This is a genomic window from Aquabacterium sp. T101 (genome assembly GCF_057219775.1).
This window is the reverse complement of the sequence record NZ_JBXVVZ010000004.1, coordinates 341,188-364,814: the sequence shown is the minus strand read 5'-3', so window position 1 is coordinate 364,814 and position 23,627 is coordinate 341,188. Positions and strand designations below refer to the sequence as shown.

Here is a 23,627-nt window from a genome sequence, read left to right as displayed (position 1 = left end):
CATCGCGGCCATGTCCGCCGCGCCCCACGCTTCGCACGCCTCCGACCCGATGCCCGGCCGATGGCCGGCGCTGGCCGACGGCCGCCGGCGCCTCGTGCCGCGCACCGCGTTCCTGATCGACGGCACCCGCGTCGGCTCGGTGGCCGACGCCCACCTCGACGCGCTCTCGCGCTGGCCGCAGTGGTTCGCCCGCGACGCGACGGGCCTGCACCTGCATGCCGCGCCCGGTGCGCGCGACGCGGCGCTGGCGCAGGTGAACGCCGCGCTGCGCGCCGACGGCCTGGTGCGCGCGTGGCGCGACGAGACCTACGCCATCGTGGCCGCGCCCGGGCAGCCGCCGCTGGCGCTGATCGAGCGCGCGTCGTCGCGCTTCTGGGGCACGCTGACCTTCGGCGCGCACTGCAACGGCTGGGTTGCGGGCCCGGACGGCCGCCCGGCGCACCTGTGGGTGGCGCGCCGCGCCTGGACCAAGGCCACCGACCCCGGCAAGCTCGACAACCTCATCGGTGGCGGCGTGCCGCACGGCCAGAGCCCGTTCGAGACGCTGGTGCGCGAAGGCCACGAGGAGGCCGGCCTCGACGCGGCCACGGTGCGCCGCGCGGTGCCCGGCAGCGTGATCGCGCTGGCCTGCGACATCGCCGAGGGCTTCATGCACGAGCACCTTCACACGTTCGACCTGCAGCTCGCGCCGGGGGTGGTGCCGGTGAACCAGGACGGCGAGGTGGCGGAGCTGGCGCTGCGGCCGGTGGCCGAGGCGCTGGACCTGGCGGCGGCCGGCGAGATGACGGTCGACGCCGCGCTGGTGACGCTGGACTTCGCGCTGCGCCACGGCCTGGCCGGCGCCGCCGAGGCCCCGGCGCTGGCCGCCGCCATCGCGCCGCTGCGACACGTACCGCGATGAGGCTGCGCTGGGCCCTGGTGCTGATCGCGCTGCTGCCGCTGGTGCTGGCCAGCGCGGCGGTGGCCTGGGTGGTGGCGCAGCGCGCGCAGGTGCTGGCCGGCCTGCACCTGGCCGCGGTGGAGCCGGTGCTGCTGGCCGCGCGCAAGGCCGAGCTGCAGAGCTATGTGAACCTGGCGCGCAGCTCGATCGTGCACCTCGTGCGCGACGGCATGCCCGACCCGCCCGCGCAGCAGCAGGCGCTGGCGATCCTGAAGCGGCTGGAGTTCGGCCACGACGGCTACTTCTTCGTCTACGCGTTCGACGGCACCAACCTGCTCTATCCGCGCCAGCCGCAGCTGCAGGGCCGCAACCTGCTCGACCTGCGCGACCGGCACGGCGGCTACCCGATCCGCAAGCTGCTCGACCAGGCGCGCTCCGGCGGCGGCTACGTCGAGTACGAGTGGTCGCGACCGAGCACCGGCCAGACCGAGGCCAAGCTCGGCTACGTGGAGCCGATCGCCGGATGGGAATGGATGATCGGCACCGGCACCTACGTCGACGAGCCCGAGCGCGCGCGGCGCCGCATTGCCGAGGCCACCTCCGACGCCGTGGTGGACACGCTGTCGCGCATCGGCGCGATCACGCTGCTGACCACGCTGGCGGTGGTGGCGCTGGCCCTGGCGGTGAACCTGAACGAGCAGCGCAAGGCCGACGCCCGGCTGCGCGCGATGGCGCGCCAGATCGTCATGTCGCAGGAGGACGAGCGCGCCCGCGTCGCGCGCGAGCTGCACGACGGCGTGAGCCAGTGGCTGGTGTCGGTGAAGTTCGTGTTCGAGTCGGCGCTCGACCAGGCCCGGCAGGCGCAGGCCAGCCCGGCGGTGACGGCCACGCTCGAAGGCGGCGTGGAGCGGCTGCGCGAGGTGCTGGGCGAGGTGCGCCGCATCTCGCACGACCTGCGGCCGGCGCTGCTGGACCACCTCGGCCTGGCGCGCGCGCTGGAGCACCTGGCCGGCGAATGGCAGCAGCGCAGCGGCGTGGCCGTGACGGCGGAGTGCAGCGACGCCGGCGAGGTGCCGGAGGCCGTGGCCACGGCGTTGTTCCGCGTCGCCCAGGAGGCGCTGGGCAACGTGGAAAGCCATGCCGGCGCATCGCAGGTGCGGCTGAGCCTGCGGCGCGGCGACGGAGCCCTGCGCCTGGAGATCGCCGACGACGGCCGCGGCTTCGACACCCAGGCGGTGCAGCGCTCGCCGCGCGCGGGTCTCGGCCTGACGCACATGCGCGAGCGCATCGAGTCGCTCGGCGGCCATTTCGCGCTCGAGTCGGGCGCCCAGGGCACGGTGCTGCGCGCCACCTTCCGCGACGCCGCGCTGGCCTGATCCCCGAGCCCATGGACGACACCCCCCCGACCCCCGGACCCGTGCGCCTGATGCTGGTGGACGACCATCCGCTGGTGCGCGACGGCCTGCGCGTGCGCCTGGAAGCGGTGCCGGGCCTGACCGTGGTGGCCGAGGCCGACGACGCGGCCCAGGCGCTGGACGCCGCGCGCCGCGCCACGCCGGACCTGGTGCTGATGGACGTGGGCATGAAGGGCGTCAACGGCATCGAGGCGACGCGCCAGCTGGTGCGCGAGATGCCGGCGCTGAAGGTGCTGGTGCTGTCCATGTACGACAACGCCGAGTACGTGCGCGAGGCCATCGAGGCCGGCGCCCGCGGCTACGTGCTCAAGGACCGGCCGGCCGACGAAATCGTGCAGGCCATCCGCACCGTGATGGCGGGCGGGCGGCACCTGTCGGCGGGCATCGCGGCCGAGGGCGGCGACGCGCTGACCCCGCGCGAGCGCGAGGTGCTGGCGCTGATCGCCGAGGGCCTGTCCAGCCGCGAGATCGGCGAGCGCCTGGCGATGGGCGTGCGCACCGTGGAGACGCACCGCACCAACCTGCGCCGCAAGCTCGACCTCGGCAGCCCGGCCGCGCTGGTGCGCTACGCGGTCGAACGACGCAAGCCCAGGGGTTAACCCTTGGCGCGATCGGGGTCGCCTCCGTGTCCACACGCAGGCGCAAATCCCGATGCCCCGCACCGGCCAGCCTGCCACATTGCTTGATGGCGCCGAACGCTACGGCGTCGCATTACCCGCACTACTCAGGAGACCCCATGAGCCTCGCCGACAACGCACCCCGCCGCCGCAAGTTCCTCAAGGCGGCCTCCACCGCCGCCGTCGCCACCGGCGCCCTGGCCGCACCGGCCATCAGCCGCGCCCAGACCGCGACGCTGCGCTTCCAGAGCACCTGGCCGACCAAGGACATCTTCCACGAGTACGCCAACGACTTCGCCAAGAAGGTCAACGACATGGCGGGCAACCGCCTGAAGATCGAGGTGCTGCCTTCCGGCGCGGTGGTGCCGGCGTTCCAGTTGCTCGACGCGGTGAACAAGGGCACGCTCGACGGCGGCCATGGCGTGGTGGCCTACCACTACGGCAAGAACACGGCGCTGGCGCTGTGGGGTTCCGGCCCGGCCTACGGCATGGACCCGAACATGGTCCTGGCCTGGCACAACTACGGCGGCGGCAAGGCGCTGCTCGACGAGATCTACAAGTCGCTGTCGATGGACGTGGTGTCCTTCCTGTACGGCCCGATGCCCACGCAGCCGCTGGGCTGGTTCAAGAAGCCGGTGGCCAAGGTGGCCGACATGAAGGGCCTGAAGTTCCGCACCGTGGGCCTGGCGGTCGACGTGTTCAAGGAGCTGGGCACCGCCGTCAACCCGCTGCCCGGCGGCGAGATCGTGCCGGCGCTGGACCGCGGCCTGATCGACGCGGCCGAGTTCAACAACGCCTCGTCCGACCGCCTGCTCGGCTTCCCCGACGTGGTCAAGAACTGCATGCTGCAGAGCTTCCACCAGAGCGGCGAGCAGTTCGAGATCCTGTTCAACAAGGGCAAGTACGACGCGCTGCCCGCCGAGCTGAAGTCGGTGATCGACTACGCCGTGCAGGCCGCCTCGGCCGACATGAGCTGGAAGGCCATCGACCGCAACTCGAAGGACTACATCGAGCTGAAGAAGGCCAAGATCAACTTCTACAAGACGCCCGACGCCGTGCTGCGCGCACAGCTCGATGCGTGGGACAAGGTGATCGCCGAGAAGGCCACCGCGAACCCGCTGTTCAAGAAGGTGCTCGACAGCCAGAAGGTCTTCGCCGAGCGCGCGGGCCAGTGGCAGAACGACTACACGGTCGACTTCAAGATGGCGTGGAACCGCTACTTCCGCGCCCCCGCGAAGAAGGCCTGATCGAGCCACCCCGGCAGCGGCGCCGCCGCTGCCCATGACCGGGAGCGCTGCCGCGGCCGTCACCGCGCCGCGGCAGCCGCTTCCCCAGGACCCCCATGAAGAACCTGCTGCTCGCCGTCGACCGCGCGTCGACCTGGCTGGGCCAGGCGTTTGCCTGGCTCATCGTCTTGCTGACCTGCCTGATCTCATGGGAGGTCTTCTCGCGCTACGTGCTGAACAACCCGCACGACTGGGCGCTGGACGCCCAGATCATGCTGTACGGCACCCTGTTCATGATGGCCGGCGCCTACACGCTGGCCAAGAACGGCCACGTGCGCGGCGACGTGCTCTACGGTTTCTTCATGCCCCGCACGCAGGCCACGCTCGACCTGATCCTCTACATCCTGTTCTTCCTGCCCGGCATCGTGGCGCTCACCTGGGCCGGCTGGACCTACGCCCAGGAATCGCTGGCCATCCGCGAGAGCACGTTCTCGGCCACGCCGCTGCCGCTGTACCCGTTCAAGTTCGCGATCCCCCTGGCCGGCGGCATGCTGCTGCTGCAGGGCATCGTCGAGATCGTGCGCTGCATCCAGTGCATCCGTGACGGCGAGTGGCCCTCGCGCGAGCGCGACGTCGAGGAGGTCGACGTCGAGAAGCTCAAGGAGATGGTGCACGCCGACGACGTCAAGCTGGAGCCGACCAAATGAAGATCCGCAAGGAACTCTGGTTCGGCTTCACCCTGATGGCGCTGATCATCGCCGGCACGGCGGTGATGCTGCTGATGGCGCCCACCATCACCACCGGCCACCTCGGCCTGATGATGCTGGCGCTGGTGGTCGTGGCGATCATGCTCGGCTTTCCCACCGCGTTCACGCTGATGGGCATGGGCATGATCTTCACGTGGCTCGCCTACGGCCGCGACTCGGGCAAGACGCTCACGCTGATGGTGCAGTCGGCGTTCAAGGTGATGGGCAACGACGTGCTCATCTCGATCCCGCTGTTCGTGTTCATGGGCTACCTGGTCGAGCGCGCGAACCTGATCGACAAGCTGTTCCGCAGCCTGCACCTGGCGCTGGCGCGCGTGCCGGGCTCGCTGGCGGTGGCCACGCTGTTCACGTGCGCCGTGTTCGCCACCGCCACCGGCATCGTCGGCGCGGTGGTCACGCTGATGGGCCTGCTGGCGCTGCCGCAGATGCTCAAGGGCGGCTACGACGTCAGGGTCTCGGCCGGCGCCATCACCGCCGGCGGCTGCCTGGGCATCCTGATCCCGCCGTCGGTGATGCTGATCGTCTACGGCGCCACCGCCGGCGTGTCGGTGGTGCAGCTGTACGCCGGCGCGTTCTTCCCCGGCCTGATGCTCGCCGGCCTGTATGTGGTCTACGTGATCGTGCTGGCCAAGATCAAGCCCAACCTGATGCCGCCGCTGTCGGCCGAGCAGCGCTTCGTGCCGCTGCCGCCGACGATGCAGGCGCTGTCGACGTCGGTGTCGAACTTCGCGCTGCCGGCGCTGTTCAAGGGCCTGTCGGGCCGCGTGGCCGGTGCGCCCGCGGCCGACGTGCGGCGCCAGTTCGGCGTGGCGCTGCTGCCGCTGCTGGCGTTCGGCTTCGTCGCGCTCATGTCCTGGCACCTGAACACCCGCCCCGCCGAGGTGGACGCTGCGCCGACGGCCGAGATGCTGCAGTCCCAGGGCGAAGCCACCCCGACGGCCGAAGGCGGCCTGCAGGAACCCGGCAGCGAGGGCGGCCTGAAGGAGCCGTCCGACGAGGGCGGCGTCAAGGAGCCCCCCGGTGCCGGCGACGTGAAGGAGCCGCCGGGCGCTTCGGACGTGAAGGAGCCCCCTGGCGCCGAAGGCGTCAAGGAACCCCCTGGCGCCTCGGACGTGAAGGAGCCCCCCTCCAGTGCCGAGGGCGTGAAGGAGCCTGCGGCGGCCGCCGAAGGCGTCAGGGAGCCGCCCGCCGGCGCCGAGGCGTCGACCGCGACCAGCCCCGCCGCCGCGGCCGAGCGCACGCCGGCCACCCGCGGCTACTGGATCGGCGTGGGCGTCGGCGCCCTGGCCCTGGTGGGCTTCTACGCCCTGCTCAGCTTCCAGCGGCTGGAGATCTTCAAGATGCTGCTGGGCAGCTTCTTCCCGCTGGTGGTGCTGATCCTGGCCGTGCTCGGCTCGATCGTCATGGGCCTGGCCACGCCCACCGAGGCGGCGGCGGTGGGCGCCTTCGGCGGCTACCTGCTGGCGGCGGTGTACGCCGTGCTCGGAGGCCGCGGCGGCATCGACGCGCAACGACGGCGCAAGGTGTTCGGGCTGTGGTTCGTGCTGTGGCTGCCGGCGCTGGTGTCGATCGGCTGGTTCATCCTCAACCGCGAGGGCTTCGTCGCGCAGCCGGTGCCGATGCTGCTGGGCACCGCGGGCGCCATCGGCGTGGGCCTGTGGGCGCTGGCGGCCTACCTGCAGGCCAACCTGAAGACCGAGGTCAAGGAGTCGGTGCTGCTGACGGCCAAGACCAGCGCCATGGTGTGCTGGCTGTTCGTCGGCAGCGCGATCTTCTCGGCGGCCTTCGCGCTGCTGGGCGGGCAGGAGCTGGTCGAGAAGTGGGTCATGTCGATGAACCTCACCAAGACCGAGTTCCTGATCCTGTCGCAGGTGATCATCTTCATCCTCGGCTGGCCGCTTGAGTGGACCGAGATCATCGTGATCTTCATGCCGATCTTCATCCCGCTGCTGGACAACTTCGGCGTCGATCCGCTGTTCTTCGGCCTGCTGGTGGCGCTGAACCTGCAGACCGCGTTCCTGTCGCCGCCGGTGGCGATGGCGGCCTTCTACCTCAAGGGCGTGAGCCCGCCGCATGTCACGCTGAACCAGATCTTCGCGGGCATGCTGCCGTTCATGGGCATCCAGGTGATCGCCATCGTGCTGCTGTACCAGTTCCCGGCCATCGGCATGTGGCTGCCGCAGGTGCTCTACAAGTGACGCATCTGGCCGTGCCCGAGGGCCTCGCGGTCTTCGAGCGCGGGTGGCTGTCGTCGAACAACGTGCTGCTGCACGGCGGGCCGGGCGAGCCGGCCGTGCTGGTGGACGCCAGCCACTGCCTGCACGCGGCGCAGACGGTGGCCCTGGTGCGCCACGCCCTCGCACCGGGGGCGCGGCTGGCCCGCGTGGTCAACACCCACCTGCATTCGGACCACTGCGGCGGCAATGCCGCGCTGGCGCGCGAGTTCGGCGCCGGCATCGTGATCCCGCCCGGCGAGGCGGACGCCGTGGCGCGCTGGGACGAGGACGCGCTGTCCTACCGCGCCACCGGCCAGCGCATCGAGCGCTTCGCGCACGACGCGGTGCTGCGGCCCGGCGAGTCGTTCACCGTGGGCCGGCGCACCTGGACCGCGATCGGCGCGCCGGGGCATGACCCGCACTCGCTGGTGCTGTTCGACGCGCACGACGGCGTGCTGGTCTCGGCCGACGCGCTGTGGGGCAACGGCTTCGGCGTGGTGTTCCCCGAACTCGACGGCGAGCAGGCCTTCGACGACGTGGCCGCGGTGCTCGACGAGATCGCGCGTCTGGCGCCGCGCCTGGTGATCCCGGGCCACGGCGCGCCGTTCTCGGACGTGGACGACGCCCTGGCCCGGGCGCACAGCCGCCTGGCCGGCTGGCGGGCCGACCCGGCGCGGCACCTGCGCCACGGCGCCAAGGTGCTGCTCAAGTACCACCTGCTCGAGGAGCAGGCTCAGGCCTTGCCGGCGCTGCGGGCCTGGTGGGAGGCCACGCCCCTGGTGCAGCGCATCTGGGAGCGGCTGGGCGGGCCCGACGCCGGCCTGGGCGCCTGGGGCCTGCGGCTGGTGGACGAACTGGTGGCCTCCGGCGCCCTGCGCCGCCGCGCCGAAATGGTGCACGACGCCTGAGCCGGCTCCCTCTTCGGGGGGAATGACGCTGCCGGGAGGGTGGCCGACAGTGGGGCCCACCCGTGAGCGAGCCCCCCATGATCCCCGACAACGTCATCGAGCCCGACGACCGCAGCGCCGAGCGGCGCGCCTGGTCGACCCCCCCGCGGCGCGACGTTCCGTCGGCCGACGAAGGCGCCCTGCTATGGCGGCTGGCGCTGGCCGCCGCGCTGGCCGTGGTGGCGCTGGCAGCCGCCAGCAGCCTGCTCGCATGACCACGGTCCCACCGATGTTCCAGAAAGGCCCCCCCGTGCGCCGCCCCGACCCCCGCGCCTGAATCGTCGGCGCCCCTGCCCACCGGGGTTTCCCCCGGGATCCCTTCGCTCCGGTTCGTCGGCCATCGGTGCAGCCTGTCCGTCAGGCGCCGCACCGGGTCGCGCGGCCCCCCCGCGCCCCGGGCCGTGGTGGCTACAGTGCCGCCATCTTCCGAGCGAACCCCATGTCGACCCCCTCCCACTCCACTGCGGCAACGCCCAGGCCCACCTGGGGCGAGCGCTTCGCGCCGGTCGTGCGCGCCTTCCACGCCTATGCCACCTGGCTGGTCTCGATCTCCTGGAAGCGGTTCTTCCTGCTGTCGGTGCTGCTGCTGATCGTGACGGCGATCCTGAAGGACATCCCGCCCTTCACCTGGACCATCTCCGAGGAGGTGAAGACGCTGCCCCGCAAGGTCGCCGTCCAGCCCCCGGCGCCGCCGCAGCCGCCCGCAGCGCCCAAGGCGCCGGGGGAGCGCAATCCGCCCGTGATCCAGATCCAGAAGCCCCGCCCTGGGGGCGAAGAGTCCGTGGAGATCTCCATCGGCTCGCACGGCGTGCGCATCACGCCGCGCACGGCACCCGCTGCCGCCTCGGCCGCCGAAGCCGCCGCCTCCGCGGCGCGGGCGGCCGACGAGGCCGAGCGGGCGGCGCGCGACGCGGCCGAAAAGGGCATCCAGATCGTGGTGCCCGGCGCCACCAGCGAGGAGGTCCGGCGCGCGGTGGAAGAGGCGCGCAACAGCATCCGCGAGGCGCTCGAGGACGCGCGCCGCGACGCCGAGCAGGCGCGGCACGACGCCGAGGAGGCCAAGCGCGACGCCGAGCGTGCGATCGAGGAACTGGCCAGCGGCGGCGACACCAGCCTGCGCACCACCATCACCCGCACCAGCCTGGGCGAAGTGCTTCCCAACTTGGCGCTGCTGTGGATCTTCTGCTCGGTGATCCTGAAGATCACCTACAAGCGCCAGCTCACGGCCCAGGCCGAGGCGGCGCAGGCCACCGAGGTGGCCGAGAGCGAGCAGCTCAAGCGCCAGGTGGTCGAGGCGCGCATGGCCGCGATGCAGGCCCAGGTCGAGCCGCACTTCCTGTTCAACACGCTGGCCTCGATCGACCACCTGATCGAGACCGACCCGCCGCGTGCCAGCCAGATGCAGCGCAACCTGATCGCCCTGCTGCGCGCGTCGATGCCCACCATGCGCGAGGCCAACCATGGCGCGCCGCGCGACCTCGGACGCGAGATGGCGATGATCCGCCCCTACCTGGAGATCCTGAAGGTGCGCATGGAAGAGCGCCTGCAGGTGCGCATCGAGGTGCCCGACGGCCTGCTGTCGGCCGAGTTCCCGCCGATGATGATCCAGAGCCTGGTGGAAAACGCCATCAAGCACGGCCTGGAGCCCAAGGCCGAGGGCGGCGAGCTGACCATCCGCGCCGAGATCGTGCACGGCAAGCTGCAGGTGGTGGTGGCCGACACCGGGCTGGGCTTCGGCAAGGCCGCCACCGCCGGCACCGGCGTGGGCCTGGCCAACATCCGCGAGCGGCTGCAGCTGCTGTACGGCGGCACCGCGTCGGTGACCGTGGCCGAGAACCAGCCCAGCGGCACGGTGGTGTCCATTGCCGTGCCCTACCGCACCGTCACCCCGGGAGCCGCCGCATGAAGACCTTCTTCACCCGCCTGGCCTGGTTCGTCCTGGCGGCCGTCGTCGTCGTCGCGCTCGCCCTGGGCGCCTTCATCGTGTGGGGCCTGCCCGAGCTGCTGCCGCAGGGCTCGGTGATCCTGCTCGACGGCGAGCGCTTCGAGCTCGACCAGCTGCAGCCGGCCACCGTGGGCCACTGGATCCTGGCGTCGATCGGGCTGCTGGTGGCCGCCGCCGTGGTGGTGGTGGTGGTGCCGCTGGTGATCGTGCTGTCGGTGGTGCTGCCGCTGCTGGCGGGTGCGTTCGGCCTGATCCTGGGCGTGCTCGCGCTGGCCGTGGCGATGTCGCCCGTGATCCTGCTGGCGTGGTGGCTGTGGCGGCGCTCGCGGCGCGCTCCGGCACCCGCGAACGGGACGACAATGGGCGCATGACCTCGACCCCGCCCCGCGCGGTGCTCGCCGACGACGAGCGCCTGATGCGCGAACAGCTGCGCGCCCGCCTCGCCGAGGCCTGGCCCGAGCTGCAGATCGTCGCCGAAGCGAAGAACGGCCAGGAGGCGGTGACGCTGGTGGCCGAGCACCGGCCCGACATCGTCTTCCTCGACATCCGCATGCCGGGCCTCACCGGTGTGGAAGCGGCCAGGCAGATCGCCCAGATGGACGTCGATGCCGACGAGCTGCTGCCCGAGATCGTCTTCATCACCGCCTACGACCAGTACGCGGTGGAAGCCTTCGAGCAGGGCGTGGCCGACTACGTGCTCAAGCCGGCCGAGCGCGAGCGGCTCGCGGTCACCGTGGGCCGGCTCCAGCAGCGCCTGGCCGCGCGCGAGTCGGGCGATGCGGCGCCCTCCGGCGCGGCGCCCGCGCAGCCGCTGCAGCAGCTGCTGCACCAGCTCAGCGCCCGCATGAACCCGTCGGGCACGCCGCAGTACCTGCAGTGGATCCAGGCCAGCGTCGGCCAGGCGATCCAGATGATCCCGGTCGAGGACGTGCTGTTCTTCATCAGCGACGAGAAGTACACGCGGGTGCAGACCGCCACCCTGGAAGCGCTGATCCGCAAGCCGATCAAGGAACTGGTGGACGAGCTCGACCCGAAGCTGTTCTGGCAGATCCACCGCTCCACCCTGGTCAACGTGAAGGCCATCGCCGGCGTCACGCGCGACTTCCGCGGGCGCCAGATCGTGGCCGTGAAGGGCCACAAGGAGCAGCTCGAGGTCAGTCGCAGCTACCTGGGCCTGTTCAAGGGCATGTAGCGTCGCCGGGCCCGCCGGGGGCCGGGTTCAGTCACCGGCGGCGGGCGCGGGTGCGCCCCTGGCGGCCAGTTCCGCGCGCAGGCGGCGCAGCTTCTCGCGCGGGTCCTCCTTGGCCTTGCGCTCGTCGAGCTTCATCTCGGCGATGAAGCGGCTGGGCATGCCGGCCACCGTCTCGCGGCCGCGCTTGCGGCGGCGCAGCGTGCTCACCGCCAGCGACGTGCGCGCGCGCGTGATGCCCACGTACATCAGGCGCCGCTCCTCCTCCAGCCGCTGCGGCGTCATGTCCTCGGCCTCGCTCTTGAAAGGCAGCAGGCCCTCGTTGATGCCGGCCAGGAACACGTGCGGCCACTCCAGCCCCTTGGCGGCGTGCAGCGTGGACAGCGTCACCACGTCCTGCTCGTCGCCGCGCTCGGCCAGGCTGGCGATGATGGAGATCGTCTGCGCCACGTCGAGCACGCTCTTCGCCTCGTCGGCGATCTCGCCGGCGGCCAGCGCGCGGTCCTCGGGCTGTCCGCCACAGCGCAGCGCGATCCACTCGACGAAGTCGAGCACGTTGGTCCAGCGCGCGGCGGCGAGCTTTTCGCTGTCCTCGCCGTCGTAGAGGTGCTGCTCGTAGCCGATCTCCTTGAGCCAGCCCAGCAGCAGCGTGCGCGCGGCGTCCGCGCCCATCGCCTGGCGCGCGCGGTGCTCGAGGTCGTTGATCGTGCGGCCGAACTCGTGCAGCCCGGCGCGCGCCTTGGCCGGCAGCGCGGTGGCCAGCGACTCGGCGAACAGCGCCTCGAACAGGCTGACCTTCCAGCGCGACGCGAACTCACCCAGCGCGCCCAGCGTCTGGTGGCCGATGCCGCGCTTGGGCGTGGTCACCGCGCGCAGGAAGGCCGGGTCGTCGTCGTTGTTGACGATCAGGCGCAGCCAGGCGCACAGGTCCTTGATCTCGGCGCGGTCGAAGAAGCTCTGCCCGCCCGACACCTTGTACGGGATCTGCGCCGCGCGCAGCTTCTGCTCGAACACGCGGGCCTGGTGGTTGGCGCGGTAGAGCACCGCGAAGTCCTTCAGCGCCACCGCCCCGCCCTCGGCGCGGCGCGCCTGGATCGCGGCCACCGCGCGCTCGGCCTCGTGCTCCTCGCCGTCGCACTCCAGCACGCGCACCGGCTCGCCGTCGCCGAACTCGCTCCACAGCTTCTTCTCGAAGATCTTGGGGTTGGCGGCGATCACCGCGTTGGCCGCGGCGAGGATCGCGCCGGTGGAGCGGTAGTTCTGCTCCAGCGCGATGACGCGCAGGCCCGGGTAGTCCTGCGGCAGGCGGCGCAGGTTCTCGATCGTCGCGCCGCGCCAGCCATAGATGCTCTGGTCGTCGTCGCCCACGGCGGTGAACAGGCCGTCCGCGCCGACCAGCGCCTTGAGCAGGTCGTACTGCACGGCATTGGTGTCCTGCACCTCGTCCACCAGCACGTGGGCGAAGGTGGCGCTCCACTTCGCGCGCGCCTCGTCGTCGCGCGTCAGCAGCTTGAGCGGCAGGCCGATCAGGTCGTCGAAGTCCACCGCCTGGTAGGCCGCGAGGCGCTCCTCGTAGCGCCGCATCACGCGCGCGGCCACGCGCTCGTCGTCGCTTGCGGCACTGCGCTCGGCGGCGTCGGCGTCCAGGCCCTGGTTCTTCCACAGGCTGATCGTCCACTGCCAGCGCCGCGCCAGCGCCGCGTCGGTGGTGCCGCCGGCGTCGCGCAGGATGCCCAGCACGTCGTCGCTGTCGAGGATCGAGAAGCTGGGCTTCAGACCCACGCGCTCGCCGTCGGTGCGCAGCATGCGCACGCCCAGCGAGTGGAACGTGCTCACCACCAGCGGCTTGGCCGCGCGCGGGCCCACCAGCGCCTTGGCGCGTTCGCGCATCTCGGCCGCGGCCTTGTTGGTGAAGGTGATGGCCGCGATGCTCGCCGGGTCGAGCCCGGCCTGCAGCAGCCGCGCGATCTTGTGCGTGATCACGCGCGTCTTGCCGGAGCCGGCGCCCGCGAGCACGAGGCAGGGCGACGAGAGGTGGTGCACCGCTTCGAGCTGGCGCGTGTTGAGCGTGTCGGACATCGGGGGCGGAACTGCGGGGCGGCGGATCATAGCCAGCGCGCAGCGGCGGTTCCGCGACAGGCCTGCGGCGATACTCTCGCGCCGCCATGATGCCGATCCTGAACGTCACGCTGCCCTTCTTCGCCCTGGTGCTGATGGGCTACCTGGCCGCGCAGCGGCGCGTGCTGCCGGAATCGGCCATCCCCGGCCTCAACGCCTTCGTCCTGTACTTCGCGCTGCCGGCGATGCTGTTCCGCTTCGGCATGAACACGCCGATCGGCCAGCTGCTCAACCCGGCGGTGCTGCTGGTCTCGCTGCTGGCGTCGCTGGGCATCGTCGCGTTCACGCTGGCCGTCACGCTGTCCGACCGCGTGCAGCTCAAGGACGCCTCCTTCGGTGCGCTGGTCGCGGCGTTCCCCAACACCGGCTTCATGGGCGTGCCGCTGCTGACCGCGCTGCTCGGCCAGGCCGCGGCCGGCCCGGTGATCTGCGCCATGCTGACCGACCTGTTCGTCACCACGTCGCTGTGTATCGCGCTGGCCCAGGCGCACGAGGCCAAGGGCGCCGGCGCGCGCGCCGCGCTCGGCAGTGCGCTGCGGGGGGCGCTGTCCAACCCGCTGCCCTGGGCGATCGCGGCCGGCGCGCTGTGTTCGGTGATGGGCTGGCAATGGCTCGGCGCCGGCGGGCCGGTGGCCGGCATCGTCAACATGCTCGCCGACGCGGCCAGCCCGGTGGCCCTGTTCACCATCGGCGCAGTGCTGTGGCGCGCGGGCCAGCATGCGCACACGCGAACGCCGGCGGCGCTCTACCTGCCGGTGGCGGCGATCAAGCTCGTCGCCCACCCGCTGCTGGTGTTCGTGCTGGCCGCGGTGGCGCGGCAGCTCGGCGCGCCGATCGGCACCTTCGAGGCCGTGGTGCTGACGCTGGCCGCCGCACTGCCCAGCGCCAGCAACGTTTCGTTGCTGGCCGAGCGCTACGGCGCGGACAATGGCCGCATCGCGCGCATCATCCTCAGCTCGACGGCGGCGGCCTTCGTCACCTTCTCGGCGCTGGCGATGGCGTTCCGGATCTCCGGCAGCGCCTGAGGCCGATGCGCAACCCGCGCGCCGGTGCAGGAGTGCACGTCGCCGCCCCGAGGCGGTGCGCCGGCGTCAACGCCGGCCGTCACACTGCCGTTGTCACCTCATCGGAGGGCCCGAACCCATGAACACCCTGCACAAGATCCTCGCGGCGACGCTGTCCGCCGCCGCCATGAGCCCCGCGCTGGCCGTCGTCGACGTCGGCGTGGGCATCACCATCCGCGAGCCGGGCGTCTACGGCCGCATCGAGATCGGCTCGCGCCCGCCGCCGCCGGTGCTGTATCCGCAGCCGGTGATCATCACGCGCCCTGCCGTGGTGGTGGCCGAGCCGCCGATGTACCTCTACGTGCCGCCGGGCCACGCGAAGAACTGGCGCAAGCACTGCAAGCACTATGGTGCCTGCGGCCGTCAGGTGTACTTCGTGAAGGAACAGTGGGTGCAGGACGAGTACTACCGCGAGCACCCCGGCAAGCGCCCGCCCAAGGAAGGCAAGGGCCGCGGCCACGGCCACGGCAAGAAGGACGACTGACGCCGCGGCGCGCGCCCGCGCGCCGGCTCAGATCGCCAGCGGGTCCACGTCCACGGCCCACCGCAGCACGCGGTGGGCCTTGTCCTTTCCCAGGGCCGAAAGGCCCGGCACCCAGGCCGCCAGCAGGCGCTGCAGCGACGCGCGCGAGGCCGACTCCACCAGCATCTGCATGCGCTCGACGCCGGCCACGCGCGCGATCGGCGGCGGCACGGGCGGGTAGATCATCACGTCGGCCGCCTCGGGCAGCGCGGCGGCCTGCGCAGCGGCTGCGCGCAGGAACGCCGTCGCCGCGGCGCCGTCCTTCGCCTCGGCGCGCAGCAGCGCGAGGCTGGCAAAAGGCGGCAGGCCGGCGCCGCGCCGCTCCTCGATCTGGCTGGCCGCGAAGGCGGCGAAGTCGTGCCGCGCCAACGCCGCGAACAGCGGATGCGCCGGGTGCCAGGTCTGCACCCACATCTCGCTCGCGTCGCCCTGCGCCGCGTCGCGGCCGGCGCGGCCCGCGGCCTGCATCAGCAGCGAGAACAGCCGCTCGCCGGCGCGGAAGTCGCTGGAGAACAGCGCGCCGTCCGGGTTGACCGCCGCCACCAGCGTCATGCGCCGGAAGTCATGGCCCTTGGCCACCATCTGCGTGCCCACCAGCACGTCCACCTCGCCGGCATGCACCGCGCCGAGCTGGGCTTCGAGCGAGCCCTTCAGGCGCGTCGAGTCGGCGTCGATGCGCGCGATGCGTGCGCCGGGCAGCAGCGCCGCGAGCTGCTCCTCCAGCCGCTCGGTGCCGCGGCCCACCGGATGGATGTCGAGGTTGCCGCAGTCCGGGCAGGCGCGCGGCACGCGCTCGGTGAAGCCGCAGTGGTGGCAGCGCAGCGTGCGGTCGGCCTTGTGGAACACGCGCCAGGCGCTGCAGTGCGGGCAGCCGCTCTTCCAGCCGCAGGCGCCGCAGTGCAGCACCGGCGCATAGCCGCGCCGGTTGAGCAGCAGCAGGCTCTGCTCGCCGCGTTCCAGGCGCTGGCGCAACGCCGCCAGCAGCGGCGCCGAGATCGACGTGTCCTGCGCGCCGCCGGCCGGCTTCGGCTGGGCCTGCATGTCCACCAGGCGCACGCGCGGCAGCGCGCCGCCGCCCACGCGCTGCGGCAGCGCGAGGCGCCGGTAGGCGCCCTGCTCGGCGCGCTGCCAGGTCTCGATCGACGGCGTGGCCGAGCCCAGCACCACGGTCACGCCCTCGAGGCGCGCCCGGTACACCGCGAGGTCGCGCGCCGAGTAGCGCGCGCCTTCCTGCTGCTTGAACGACGGGTCGTGTTCCTCGTCGACGACGATCAGCCCCAGGCGCGGCAGCGACGCGAACACCGCCAGCCGCGTGCCCAGCACCAGGTCGGCATGGCCCAGGTGCGCGGCGAGCCAGTGCTTCAGCCGCTGGGCCGGCGTCAGCGCGCTGTGCAGCGTGACGAGCCGGCGCCCCGCGAAGCGCTCGGCCAGCCGCGCCTCGAGCTGCGGCGTGAGGTTGATCTCGGGCACCAGCAGCAGCACCTGGCGCCCGGCGGCCAGCGTGGCCGCGGCCGCGCGCAGGTAGACCTCGGTCTTGCCGCTGCCGGTCACGCCGTGCAGCAGGCACGGCCCGGGCGCCATGGTGGCCAGCGCGTCCACCGCGGCGGCCTGGTCCGGCGTCAGCGCGGGCAGCGCGACCTCGGCGGCCGGCGCCGGCGCGGCGGCCTTGAGCCGCGCGTCCAGCCGGGCCAGGCGCCGCGCGAGCTGCGTCGCGTCGAGGCGGCGCAGTTCCGGCGGCAGCACCGACAGCGCCAGCTCGCCCAGGCTGCGCTGGTAGTACGCGGCCGCGAACGCCACCAGGCGCCGCCATGCCGCCGGCAGCGGCGGCAGCGCCGTCAGCGCGTCGGCCACCGCGCGCAGACCGGTGCCCTCGGGCGGCGCTTCCGGGCGGCCGTCCCAGACGATGCCGGGCACCACGCGGCGCCCCAGGGGCACGCGCACCAGGCTGCCGGGCGCGAGTGGCTGCTCGCTGGCATAGGCCAGCGCGGCGGCCATGCCGGCGTGCTGGGGCGCGTCGACCACGACGCCCAGGGTGCCGGGGTCAGGCATGGCCGAGATAGCGCCGCTTTCGAGGCAAAGCTTCAAGGAACCGCGCTAAGCCCATGATTCGAAACGGCATTTGAAGCTTTCCACCGAAGCTGTGGACAACTTTGTGAAGAAGCTGGCGGCAGTGACGCTAAGCCCTTGATCCACCGACAACTGGGTTGGCCTGCACAGCCCGCAAGCAGCTTGACAAAATCAATGGAATCAAGCACTTAGCCACACAAAGGGTATTCCCTGATGGCTTTGTGGCCGTCATTTGCGGTTGCTGCACCGCACACGCGCAAGTGGGGATAAGTCACCCTGAGTGCTCACTTACCGCGTGCAGAAACAACGGTCTAGCGACGCGCCCGGCGGGCCCGGGAATGGGCATGGACTTCGTCGACCAGGGCCGCCACCGCCTCGGGCGGCGTGTGCTGCGAGATGCCATGGCCGAGGTTGAACACATGGCCCGGGCCGTCGCCGAAATCGTCGAGCACGCGCCGCGCCTCGGCACGCACGGCGGCCTCGCCGCCGAACAGCACCATCGGGTCCAGATTGCCCTGCAGCGCCACCTTGTCGCCGGTGCGGCGGCGGGCGTCGGCCAGGCCGCAGGTCCAGTCCAGGCCGACCACGTCGGCGCCGCAGCCGGCGATGGCTTCCAGCCACGGACCGCCGCCCTTGGTGAACACGATCGCCGGCACGCTGCGGTCGAGCTGCTCGACCACGCGCCGCGTGTAGGCCAGGCTGAAGGCCTGGAACGCGCCGTCGGCCAGCACGCCGCCCCAGCTGTCGAACACCATCACGGCCTGGGCGCCGGCCGCGATCTGCGCATTCAGGTACGCGGCCACGGCCTGCGCATTGATGTCGAGGATGCGGTGCAGCAGGTCGGGCCGCGCGTAGAGCATCGACTTCACCAGCCGGTAGTCGTCGCTGCCCGAGCCTTCGACCATGTAGCAGGCCAGCGTCCACGGGCTGCCGGAAAAGCCGATCAGCGGCACCCGGCCGGCCAGCGCCTTGCGGATCGAGGTGACGGCGTCGAACACGTAGCGCAGGCGGTCCATGTCGGGCACCGTCAGCGCCGCCACTGCCGCCTCGTCGCGGATCGGGTGCGCGAAGCGCGGCCCCTCGCCCTCGGCGAAGGACAGGCCCAGCCCCATCGCGTCGGGCACGGTCAGGATGTCGGAGAACAGGATCGCCGCGTCGAGCGCATAGCGGTCCAGCGGCTGCAGCGTCACCTCGGTGGCGAAGTCCGGGTTGGTGGCCAGCCCCATGAAGCTGCCGGCGCGCGCGCGCGTGGCCCGGTACTCGGCGAGGTATCGGCCGGCCTGGCGCATCAGCCACAACGGCGTGTAGTCGGTGTCCTGGCGCCGGCAGGCGCGCAGGAAGGTGTCATTGCGGAGGTCGGCGTACGGCATGGCGCGCCATCATAGGCGCCCGTCGGGCGCCAGGCCGAGCCAGCCGTGCACCACGCTGTCGGCGCCGCCTCGGGCGGCCATCGCCTGGGCCGCCTGCCACAGCAGCGTCGCGGGCATCACGCGCGTGCCGGGCGCGGCATCGGCCAGCGCGGCGGCCGTGGCCGCGGCCACGGCGGCCACCGTGTCGGTGCGCACCGGCTGCTCGCGCTGCGGGACCATCCAGCGCAACTGCGACAGCATCCAGTGGGCCAGCCGCTGCGGCGCGGTGCGACCGGCGGCGGCGCCGTCGGCTTGATCGCGCGCCATGCGCATGAACACCAGCTGGTCGAACCCGCGGGCCGCCACGTGGGCCTCGTCCAGCGAGGCCAGTCCCTGCTGCAGCGCCATCGGCAGCAGCGACGCGGCATGCGGCACCGCCACCACGAGCCGGCGCACGCCGGCCCCATGCAGGCTCGCGGCCAGCGCCGGCAGCGCCTGCGGCTCGGGCTGGACGAAGGCCGCCTCGCGCCCGTTGGCGGCGCCGGGCCGCTCGAACACCACCACCGCGGTGTCGGCGCCGAAGGCACGCATCGCCGCGTCGTCGTGCGCCACCGCGGCGAACCCGCGCAACGCGGTGTGCACCCCACGGTTCACCAGCGCGCCGACGCGCTCGAAGCGCCCGCAGGCCAGCACCCACGCCAGCACCGCCGCGCCCAGCGGACCGGCGCCACCGGCCACCAGGGCGCGGCGCGGCGCGCGCGGCGTGTCGCGAAGGGCGGGGCGGGCCGCGGCGTCGAGGGCGGTGCGGACGTCGATCATGGCCCTATCATCGCCGCCACCATGCAGCCGCGGCGCCCCGTGATCGTGATCGTCGAGGACGAGCCCGGCATCGCCGACACGCTGCAGTACGCGCTGCGCACCGAAGGCTTCGAGCCGCGCTGGTGCGCCACCGGCGAGGCCGCGCTGGCCGGCTGCGACGACGCGGCGCTGGTGATCCTGGACGTGGGCCTGCCCGACCTGAACGGCTTCGAGGTGTTCAAGCGCCTGCGTGCGCGACACGACACGCTGCCGGTGCTGTTCCTCACCGCGCGCGCCGACGAGATCGACCGCGTGGTGGGCCTGGAGCTGGGCGCCGACGACTATGTGACCAAGCCGTTCTCGCCGCGCGAGCTGGTGGCGCGCGTGCGCACCGTGCTGCGGCGCAGCGCCGCAGCGCCAGCGACGGTCGCGGCGGCGCCGATCGCGCCCGCGCCGGCCTTCGCCCACGACGAGGGCCGGCGCTCGATCCGCTACTACGGCCAGGCGCTGGAGCTGTCGCGCTACGAGTACGGCCTGCTGCGCACGCTGATCGGCCGGCCCGGCTTCGTGTTCACGCGCGAGCGCCTGCTCGACCTGGTGTGGGACGACGACAGCGCCAGCCTCGACCGCACGGTGGACGCGCACGTGAAGACGCTGCGCGCCAAGCTCAAGGCGGTGGCGCCGACGCTGGAGCCCATCCGCACCCACCGCGGCGTGGGCTATGCGCTGGCGGAGGACCTGCCGCCGACGCGGCCGGCATGACCCAGCGCAACCGCGTCTTCGCGGCCATCCTGCTGGCCTATGCCATCGGCGTGGGCTGGCTGATGTGGCGCCTGCTCGCCGACATCGACCCGCGCTACCGCGAGTCGGCCGAGGAGTCGCTGGTGGAGGTGGCGCACCTGATGGCCGCGCAGGTGGAGCAGCGCTGGGACGAGCGCGCCGTGTCCCCGGCCGAGCCGGTGATCGACGTGGCGGTGCTCGAGCCGCTGTTCCGCGACCTCTACGCACGCCAGCTCGACGCCGACATCTTCGGCTTCCGCAAGACGCGCTTCGAGCTGCGCATGACCGTGGTGGACGCGCAGGGCCGCGTGGTGTTCGACTCGCTCGGCCGCGCCGTCGGCGCCGACCACTCGCAATGGCGCGACATCAAGCGCGCGCTCGAGGGCCGCTACGGCGCGCGCACCACGCCCGACCTGGTGGACGACAACACCACGGCGGTGATGTACGTGGCCGCGCCGCTGCGCCGCGACGGCCAGATCGTCGGCGCGGTCAGCGTGGGCAAGCCGGCGCAGAGCTTCGGCCAGTTCGTCGAGGCGGCGCGGCGCAAGACCATGATCATCGGCGCCACGTCGGTGGCCGCGGTGGCGCTGTTGGTGGCGATCCTGTCGGTGTGGCTGGTGCGGCCCTTCGGCCTGCTGGCCGACTACGTGCGCTACGTGCGCGCGCAGCGCGGCTTCAGCCTGCCGCGCCTGGGCCGTCGGGCACTCGGCACGCTGGGCGCCGCCTACGACGAGATGCGCGACGCGCTCACCGGCCGCAGCTACGTGGCCGACTACGTGCAGACGCTCACGCACGAGCTGAAGAGCCCGCTGTCGGCGATCCGCGGCGCGGCCGAGCTGCTGCACGAACGCGAGATGCCGGCCGCCGACCGCGAGCGCTTCGTCGCCAACATCGAGCGCGAGACGGCGCGCATCCAGGAGCTGGTGGACCGCATGATGGAGCTGGCCGCGCTGGAGTCGCGCCGCGCGCTGGAGCGCACCGAGCCGGTGGCGCTGCGCGCGCTGCTCGACGAGTGCGTGGCCAGCGCGGCCGCCGCGGGCGCGCCGCGCGGCCTGACGGTGTCGCTGGCGCCGGGCAGCGGCGCCGACGCCACCGTGGACGGCGACCCATTGCTGCTGCGCCGCGCCGTCGGCAACCTGCTCGACAACGCGCTGGACTTCTCCCCGCCCGGCGGCGCGATCGAGGTGGCGCTGCAGCTCACCGGGCGCCAGGCGCAGGTGAGCGTGCGCGACCACGGCCCCGGCATCCCCGACTACGCCGACCACAAGGTGTTCGAGAAGTTCTATTCGCTGGCGCGCCCCGGCACGCAGCGCAAGAGCACCGGCCTGGGCCTGCCCTTCGTGCGCGAGATCGCCGCGCTGCACCAGGGTCGCGTCACGCTGCGCAACGCCGACGATGGCGGCGCCATCGCCACGCTCACGCTGCCCTTGCACGCAGCTTGAATGGATCAGTGGTCGTAGACGCGATCGAGGTCCGCGAAGCCCTTGATCTCGATCGGATTGCCGCTCGGGTCGCGGAAGAACATCGTCCACTGCTCGCCGGGCTGGCCGGCAAAGCGCAGGTGGGGCTCGATCACGAAGCGGGTGCCGGCCGCCACCAGGCGCGCCGCCAGCGCCTGCCAGTCGTCGGCCTGCAGCACCAGGCCCAGGTGCGGCATCGGCACGAGGTGGTCGCCGACGTGGCCGGTGTCGGTGGTGGCGAACGGCGCGCCCAGGTGCAGCGAGATCTGGTGGCCGAAGAAGTCGAAGTCCACCCAGGTGGCGGTGCTGCGGCCTTCGCGGCAGCCGAGCACGCCGCCGTAGAACGCGCGCGCCGCGTCCAGGTCGTGCACGTGGTAGGCCAGATGGAACAACGCGCGCATGCTCACTCCGGGTTAGGCTGCCGGCCGGCATCGTAGCGGCCGCCGGGCGCCGCCACGAGCCCGCACCCCACGGCACACATTTACGCGAAAGGACCGGACCCCATGTCGAAACTGTCGAGCCTGCTGCTGGCGCTGGCGCTGGCCGTGCCGGCCGCCGCACCGGCCCAGGCCCCCGCCGCGAAGCCGGCACCCGCGCCGGCGGCCTGCCCGCCGGTGGCCCAGGCCCCCTCGCCCGAGCAGCTGCAGACCGCGGTGCGCAACGCGCGCAACCGCGGTGCGCTGTGGAAGGCGACGCGCGACGGCCGCAGCGCCTACCTCTTCGGCACGATCCACGTCGGCAACCTCGACTGGGCGATCCCGGGACCGGGCGTGTCGGCCGCGCTGCGCGCCAGCGACACGCTGGCGCTGGAACTCGACATCACCGACCCGCAGCTGATGGCCCGCATGATGGCGCCCGCCCCCGCCGGGTCGGCGCCGCCGGCGCCGCTGCCGGCAGCCGTGGCCGAACGCCTGGCGCGCCGGCTCGAAGCCGCCTGCCTGCCCGCCCAGGCCCGACCCCTGTTCGACGCTATGCACCCGGTGATGCGCGCGGTGTCGTTGAGCGTGCTGGAAGCCCGCTGGGCCGGGCTCGACGCCAGCTATGCGCAGGAGGCGTCTCTGGCCGGCTTCGGCCGCAGCACGCAGATGCGCATCGTGTCGCTGGAGACCCCCGAGTTGCAAAAGGCGGCGCTGCTGCCCGCCACCGACGCTGAGGCGGCCACGATGGTCGCGCAGATGGTGGAACAGCTCGAGTCCGGCGCCACGCGGCGCTCGGTCGCGCGCCTGGCCGCGGCCTGGGAGCGCGGCGACCTCGACGAGCTGGCGAACTACGAGCGCTGGTGCGAGTGCGTCGTCGGCGACGACGACCGCCGCCTGATGAAGCGCCTGCTCGACGACCGCAACGGCGGCCTCGCCGACGGCATCGAGAAGCTGCACCGCGAAGGACGCCGCGTGTTCGCCGGCGTGGGCGTGCTGCACATGGTGGGGCCGCAGGGCCTGCCCGCGCTGCTGCGGGCGCGGGGTTTTCAGGTAGAGCGGGTGGCTTTGCAGTAGCCGGCCCCGTGGGCACAATGGCCCGCAACCCAACGAGGAGAGGTGCATGGCCGACGACAGCAGCGTCCCGTTCGCGAAACTGGTTCCCGGCTTCGACTTCCTGCAGGGGCTGGTGAAGAACGCGGGCTCGGCGATGCCCTCCATCGGCCAGTGGGTCGCGCCCACGCTCAACCCCGAGGAGCTGGAAAAGCGCATCGAGGAGCTGCGCACCGTGCAGTTCTGGCTCGAGCAGAACGCGCGCATGCTCGGCGCCACGATCCAGGCGCTGGAAGTGCAGCGCATGACGCTGTCCACGCTGAAGACGATGAACGTGCCGCTGGCGCAGCTGCGCGACTCGCTCAAGGTGCGCGAGCCCGACGCGGCCCCGGCGCCGGCCCCTGCGGCCCCTGCGACCGCCAAGGCGCGTGCGGCGCGCGGCACGCGCAAGGCCGCGGACGCCGCTGTGCCGCCCGGCGCGGTGGACCCGATGCAATGGTGGGGCGCGCTCACCAAGCAGTTCACCCAGCTCGCGGCCACCGCCATGCGCGACAGCGCCGGCGACGCAGCCAAGCAGCTGGCCGGCGCGATGGTCAAGCAGAGCTTCGACGCCGCCGAGCAGACGCTGAAGAAGGCCGCCGCCGCGCCCGGCAAGGTGGCCGGCGCCGTGGCCAAGGCCGCGGCCGGGGGCGCCCGCACCGCCGCGTCGGTGGCCTCGGCCGCGACCGCAGCGGCCACGGGCAGTGGGGGCAAGCGCCCCGCCACGCGCGCCGCAAAGACCCGCCGCCCGCGCTGAT

At 72.6% G+C, this 23,627-nt stretch carries 22 protein-coding genes; 17 read left to right on the top strand and 5 right to left on the bottom strand.

All coding sequences use genetic code 11. From position 1 onward, the window contains the following. Nucleotides 1-10 precede the first annotated feature (10 nt). The 11 genes from AC2EAQ_RS13375 to AC2EAQ_RS13325 all read left to right on the top strand — a co-directional run bounded on the left by AC2EAQ_RS13375 (nt 11) and on the right by AC2EAQ_RS13325 (nt 11,205). A complete protein-coding gene (locus tag AC2EAQ_RS13375; RefSeq protein WP_484644774.1) occupies nt 11-901 on the top strand; it encodes an NUDIX hydrolase in 891 nt (296 codons plus the stop codon). Beyond that, nucleotides 898-2,256 carry a cache domain-containing protein gene (locus AC2EAQ_RS13370; protein WP_484644770.1) on the top strand — a complete coding sequence of 453 codons (1,359 nt, stop codon included), beginning with the start codon at nt 898-900 and terminating at the stop codon, nt 2,254-2,256. The genes AC2EAQ_RS13375 and AC2EAQ_RS13370 overlap by 4 nt, the downstream gene beginning before the upstream one ends. A gap of 11 nt (nt 2,257-2,267) precedes the next feature. Next, a complete protein-coding gene (locus AC2EAQ_RS13365; protein ID WP_484644766.1) occupies nt 2,268-2,894 on the top strand; it encodes a response regulator in 627 nt (208 codons plus the stop codon). 137 nt (nt 2,895-3,031) lie between these two features. Continuing rightward, nucleotides 3,032-4,159 carry a TRAP transporter substrate-binding protein gene (locus AC2EAQ_RS13360; RefSeq protein ID WP_484644761.1) on the top strand — a complete coding sequence of 376 codons (1,128 nt, stop codon included), beginning with the start codon at nt 3,032-3,034 and terminating at the stop codon, nt 4,157-4,159. Nucleotides 4,160-4,254: 95 nt separating this feature from the next. Then, complete coding sequence (locus AC2EAQ_RS13355) at nt 4,255-4,845, top strand: TRAP transporter small permease subunit (protein WP_484644757.1); 591 nt, start codon at nt 4,255-4,257, stop codon at nt 4,843-4,845. Continuing rightward, nucleotides 4,842-7,103, top strand: a complete 2,262-nt coding sequence (locus AC2EAQ_RS13350; protein WP_484644754.1) for a TRAP transporter large permease — start codon at nt 4,842-4,844, stop codon at nt 7,101-7,103. Before AC2EAQ_RS13355 ends, AC2EAQ_RS13350 begins: the two co-directional genes overlap by 4 nt. After that, a complete protein-coding gene (locus AC2EAQ_RS13345) occupies nt 7,100-8,029 on the top strand; it encodes an MBL fold metallo-hydrolase (protein WP_484644750.1) in 930 nt (309 codons plus the stop codon). Before AC2EAQ_RS13350 ends, AC2EAQ_RS13345 begins: the two co-directional genes overlap by 4 nt. Before the next feature lie 62 nt (nt 8,030-8,091). After that, the gene (locus AC2EAQ_RS13340; RefSeq protein ID WP_484644747.1) at nt 8,092-8,283 is read left to right on the top strand and encodes a hypothetical protein; all 192 of its coding nucleotides are present in this window, start codon (nt 8,092-8,094) and stop codon (nt 8,281-8,283) included. Nucleotides 8,284-8,507: 224 nt separating this feature from the next. Then, entirely contained in the window at nt 8,508-9,974 is a 1,467-nt protein-coding gene (locus AC2EAQ_RS13335; RefSeq protein WP_484644744.1) for a sensor histidine kinase, read from the top strand. Further along, the gene (locus AC2EAQ_RS13330) at nt 9,971-10,384 is read left to right on the top strand and encodes a hypothetical protein (protein ID WP_484644742.1); all 414 of its coding nucleotides are present in this window, start codon (nt 9,971-9,973) and stop codon (nt 10,382-10,384) included. The genes AC2EAQ_RS13335 and AC2EAQ_RS13330 overlap by 4 nt, the downstream gene beginning before the upstream one ends. Continuing rightward, nucleotides 10,381-11,205 carry a LytR/AlgR family response regulator transcription factor gene (locus AC2EAQ_RS13325; RefSeq protein WP_484644740.1) on the top strand — a complete coding sequence of 275 codons (825 nt, stop codon included), beginning with the start codon at nt 10,381-10,383 and terminating at the stop codon, nt 11,203-11,205. The genes AC2EAQ_RS13330 and AC2EAQ_RS13325 overlap by 4 nt, the downstream gene beginning before the upstream one ends. 27 nt (nt 11,206-11,232) lie before the next feature. Here AC2EAQ_RS13325 and AC2EAQ_RS13320 read toward each other — a convergent pair whose 3' ends face one another. After that, nucleotides 11,233-13,281: an ATP-dependent helicase gene (locus tag AC2EAQ_RS13320; protein WP_484644738.1), complete on the bottom strand. Its 2,049-nt coding sequence runs from the start codon at nt 13,279-13,281 to the stop codon at nt 11,233-11,235. An 86-nt stretch (nt 13,282-13,367) separates the two neighbouring features. Between AC2EAQ_RS13320 and AC2EAQ_RS13315 the strand changes: the two genes are divergently transcribed. Further along, on the top strand, nt 13,368-14,345 hold the full coding sequence (locus tag AC2EAQ_RS13315; protein ID WP_484644736.1) for an AEC family transporter: 978 nt from the start codon (nt 13,368-13,370) through the stop codon (nt 14,343-14,345). A gap of 118 nt (nt 14,346-14,463) precedes the next feature. Further along, entirely contained in the window at nt 14,464-14,868 is a 405-nt protein-coding gene (locus AC2EAQ_RS13310) for a hypothetical protein (RefSeq protein ID WP_484644734.1), read from the top strand. 27 nt (nt 14,869-14,895) lie between these two features. On the opposite strand, the gene AC2EAQ_RS13305 is transcribed toward AC2EAQ_RS13310, so the two are convergent. The 3 genes from AC2EAQ_RS13305 to AC2EAQ_RS13295 form a co-directional block, all read right to left on the bottom strand. Further along, nucleotides 14,896-16,956, bottom strand: coding sequence for a primosomal protein N' (locus AC2EAQ_RS13305; RefSeq protein ID WP_484644732.1), 2,061 nt, complete (start codon nt 16,954-16,956; stop codon nt 14,896-14,898). Between the two features lie 329 nt (nt 16,957-17,285). Further along, a complete protein-coding gene (gene hemE, locus AC2EAQ_RS13300; RefSeq protein ID WP_484644729.1) occupies nt 17,286-18,344 on the bottom strand; it encodes a uroporphyrinogen decarboxylase in 1,059 nt (352 codons plus the stop codon). 9 nt (nt 18,345-18,353) lie between these two features. After that, nucleotides 18,354-19,142 (bottom strand): hypothetical protein, encoded by a 789-nt coding sequence (locus tag AC2EAQ_RS13295; protein ID WP_484644727.1) that lies wholly within the window; start codon nt 19,140-19,142, stop codon nt 18,354-18,356. A gap of 21 nt (nt 19,143-19,163) precedes the next feature. Here AC2EAQ_RS13295 and creB point away from each other — a divergent pair, with 21 nt between their 5' ends. Continuing rightward, a complete protein-coding gene (gene creB, locus AC2EAQ_RS13290) occupies nt 19,164-19,883 on the top strand; it encodes a two-component system response regulator CreB (RefSeq protein ID WP_484644725.1) in 720 nt (239 codons plus the stop codon). Further along, nucleotides 19,880-21,343: a two-component system sensor histidine kinase CreC gene (creC, locus tag AC2EAQ_RS13285; RefSeq protein ID WP_484644723.1), complete on the top strand. Its 1,464-nt coding sequence runs from the start codon at nt 19,880-19,882 to the stop codon at nt 21,341-21,343. The genes creB and creC overlap by 4 nt, the downstream gene beginning before the upstream one ends. A gap of 5 nt (nt 21,344-21,348) precedes the next feature. Here creC and AC2EAQ_RS13280 read toward each other — a convergent pair whose 3' ends face one another. Then, a complete protein-coding gene (locus AC2EAQ_RS13280; RefSeq protein ID WP_484644721.1) occupies nt 21,349-21,762 on the bottom strand; it encodes a VOC family protein in 414 nt (137 codons plus the stop codon). Between the two features lie 102 nt (nt 21,763-21,864). Between AC2EAQ_RS13280 and AC2EAQ_RS13275 the strand changes: the two genes are divergently transcribed. Both AC2EAQ_RS13275 and AC2EAQ_RS13270 read left to right on the top strand, forming a co-directional pair. Beyond that, nucleotides 21,865-22,854, top strand: coding sequence for a TraB/GumN family protein (locus tag AC2EAQ_RS13275; protein WP_484644718.1), 990 nt, complete (start codon nt 21,865-21,867; stop codon nt 22,852-22,854). 46 nt (nt 22,855-22,900) lie between these two features. After that, a complete protein-coding gene (locus AC2EAQ_RS13270) occupies nt 22,901-23,626 on the top strand; it encodes a PhaM family polyhydroxyalkanoate granule multifunctional regulatory protein (RefSeq protein WP_484644715.1) in 726 nt (241 codons plus the stop codon). Nucleotide 23,627 lies beyond the last annotated feature (1 nt).

Excerpts from the sequence above, each read along its gene's own strand:
- AC2EAQ_RS13355 (WP_484644757.1), top strand. The coding sequence starts at position 4,255 with ATGAAGAACCTGCTGCTCGCCGTCGACCGCGCGTCGACCTGGCTGGGC.
- AC2EAQ_RS13315 (WP_484644736.1), top strand. The coding sequence starts at position 13,368 with ATGATGCCGATCCTGAACGTCACGCTGCCCTTCTTCGCCCTGGTGCTG.
- AC2EAQ_RS13305 (WP_484644732.1), bottom strand. The coding sequence starts at position 16,956 with ATGCCTGACCCCGGCACCCTGGGCGTCGTGGTCGACGCGCCCCAGCAC.
- AC2EAQ_RS13280 (WP_484644721.1), bottom strand. The coding sequence starts at position 21,762 with ATGCGCGCGTTGTTCCATCTGGCCTACCACGTGCACGACCTGGACGCG.
- AC2EAQ_RS13295 (WP_484644727.1), bottom strand. The coding sequence starts at position 19,142 with ATGATCGACGTCCGCACCGCCCTCGACGCCGCGGCCCGCCCCGCCCTT.
- creC (WP_484644723.1), top strand. The coding sequence starts at position 19,880 with ATGACCCAGCGCAACCGCGTCTTCGCGGCCATCCTGCTGGCCTATGCC.
- AC2EAQ_RS13360 (WP_484644761.1), top strand. The coding sequence starts at position 3,032 with ATGAGCCTCGCCGACAACGCACCCCGCCGCCGCAAGTTCCTCAAGGCG.
- AC2EAQ_RS13275 (WP_484644718.1), top strand. The coding sequence starts at position 21,865 with ATGTCGAAACTGTCGAGCCTGCTGCTGGCGCTGGCGCTGGCCGTGCCG.
- AC2EAQ_RS13375 (WP_484644774.1), top strand. The coding sequence starts at position 11 with ATGTCCGCCGCGCCCCACGCTTCGCACGCCTCCGACCCGATGCCCGGC.
- hemE (WP_484644729.1), bottom strand. The coding sequence starts at position 18,344 with ATGCCGTACGCCGACCTCCGCAATGACACCTTCCTGCGCGCCTGCCGG.
- AC2EAQ_RS13325 (WP_484644740.1), top strand. The coding sequence starts at position 10,381 with ATGACCTCGACCCCGCCCCGCGCGGTGCTCGCCGACGACGAGCGCCTG.
- AC2EAQ_RS13270 (WP_484644715.1), top strand. The coding sequence starts at position 22,901 with ATGGCCGACGACAGCAGCGTCCCGTTCGCGAAACTGGTTCCCGGCTTC.
- AC2EAQ_RS13365 (WP_484644766.1), top strand. The coding sequence starts at position 2,268 with ATGGACGACACCCCCCCGACCCCCGGACCCGTGCGCCTGATGCTGGTG.
- AC2EAQ_RS13350 (WP_484644754.1), top strand. The coding sequence starts at position 4,842 with ATGAAGATCCGCAAGGAACTCTGGTTCGGCTTCACCCTGATGGCGCTG.
- AC2EAQ_RS13310 (WP_484644734.1), top strand. The coding sequence starts at position 14,464 with ATGAACACCCTGCACAAGATCCTCGCGGCGACGCTGTCCGCCGCCGCC.
- AC2EAQ_RS13320 (WP_484644738.1), bottom strand. The coding sequence starts at position 13,281 with ATGTCCGACACGCTCAACACGCGCCAGCTCGAAGCGGTGCACCACCTC.
- creB (WP_484644725.1), top strand. The coding sequence starts at position 19,164 with ATGCAGCCGCGGCGCCCCGTGATCGTGATCGTCGAGGACGAGCCCGGC.
- AC2EAQ_RS13335 (WP_484644744.1), top strand. The coding sequence starts at position 8,508 with ATGTCGACCCCCTCCCACTCCACTGCGGCAACGCCCAGGCCCACCTGG.
- AC2EAQ_RS13370 (WP_484644770.1), top strand. The coding sequence starts at position 898 with ATGAGGCTGCGCTGGGCCCTGGTGCTGATCGCGCTGCTGCCGCTGGTG.
- AC2EAQ_RS13330 (WP_484644742.1), top strand. The coding sequence starts at position 9,971 with ATGAAGACCTTCTTCACCCGCCTGGCCTGGTTCGTCCTGGCGGCCGTC.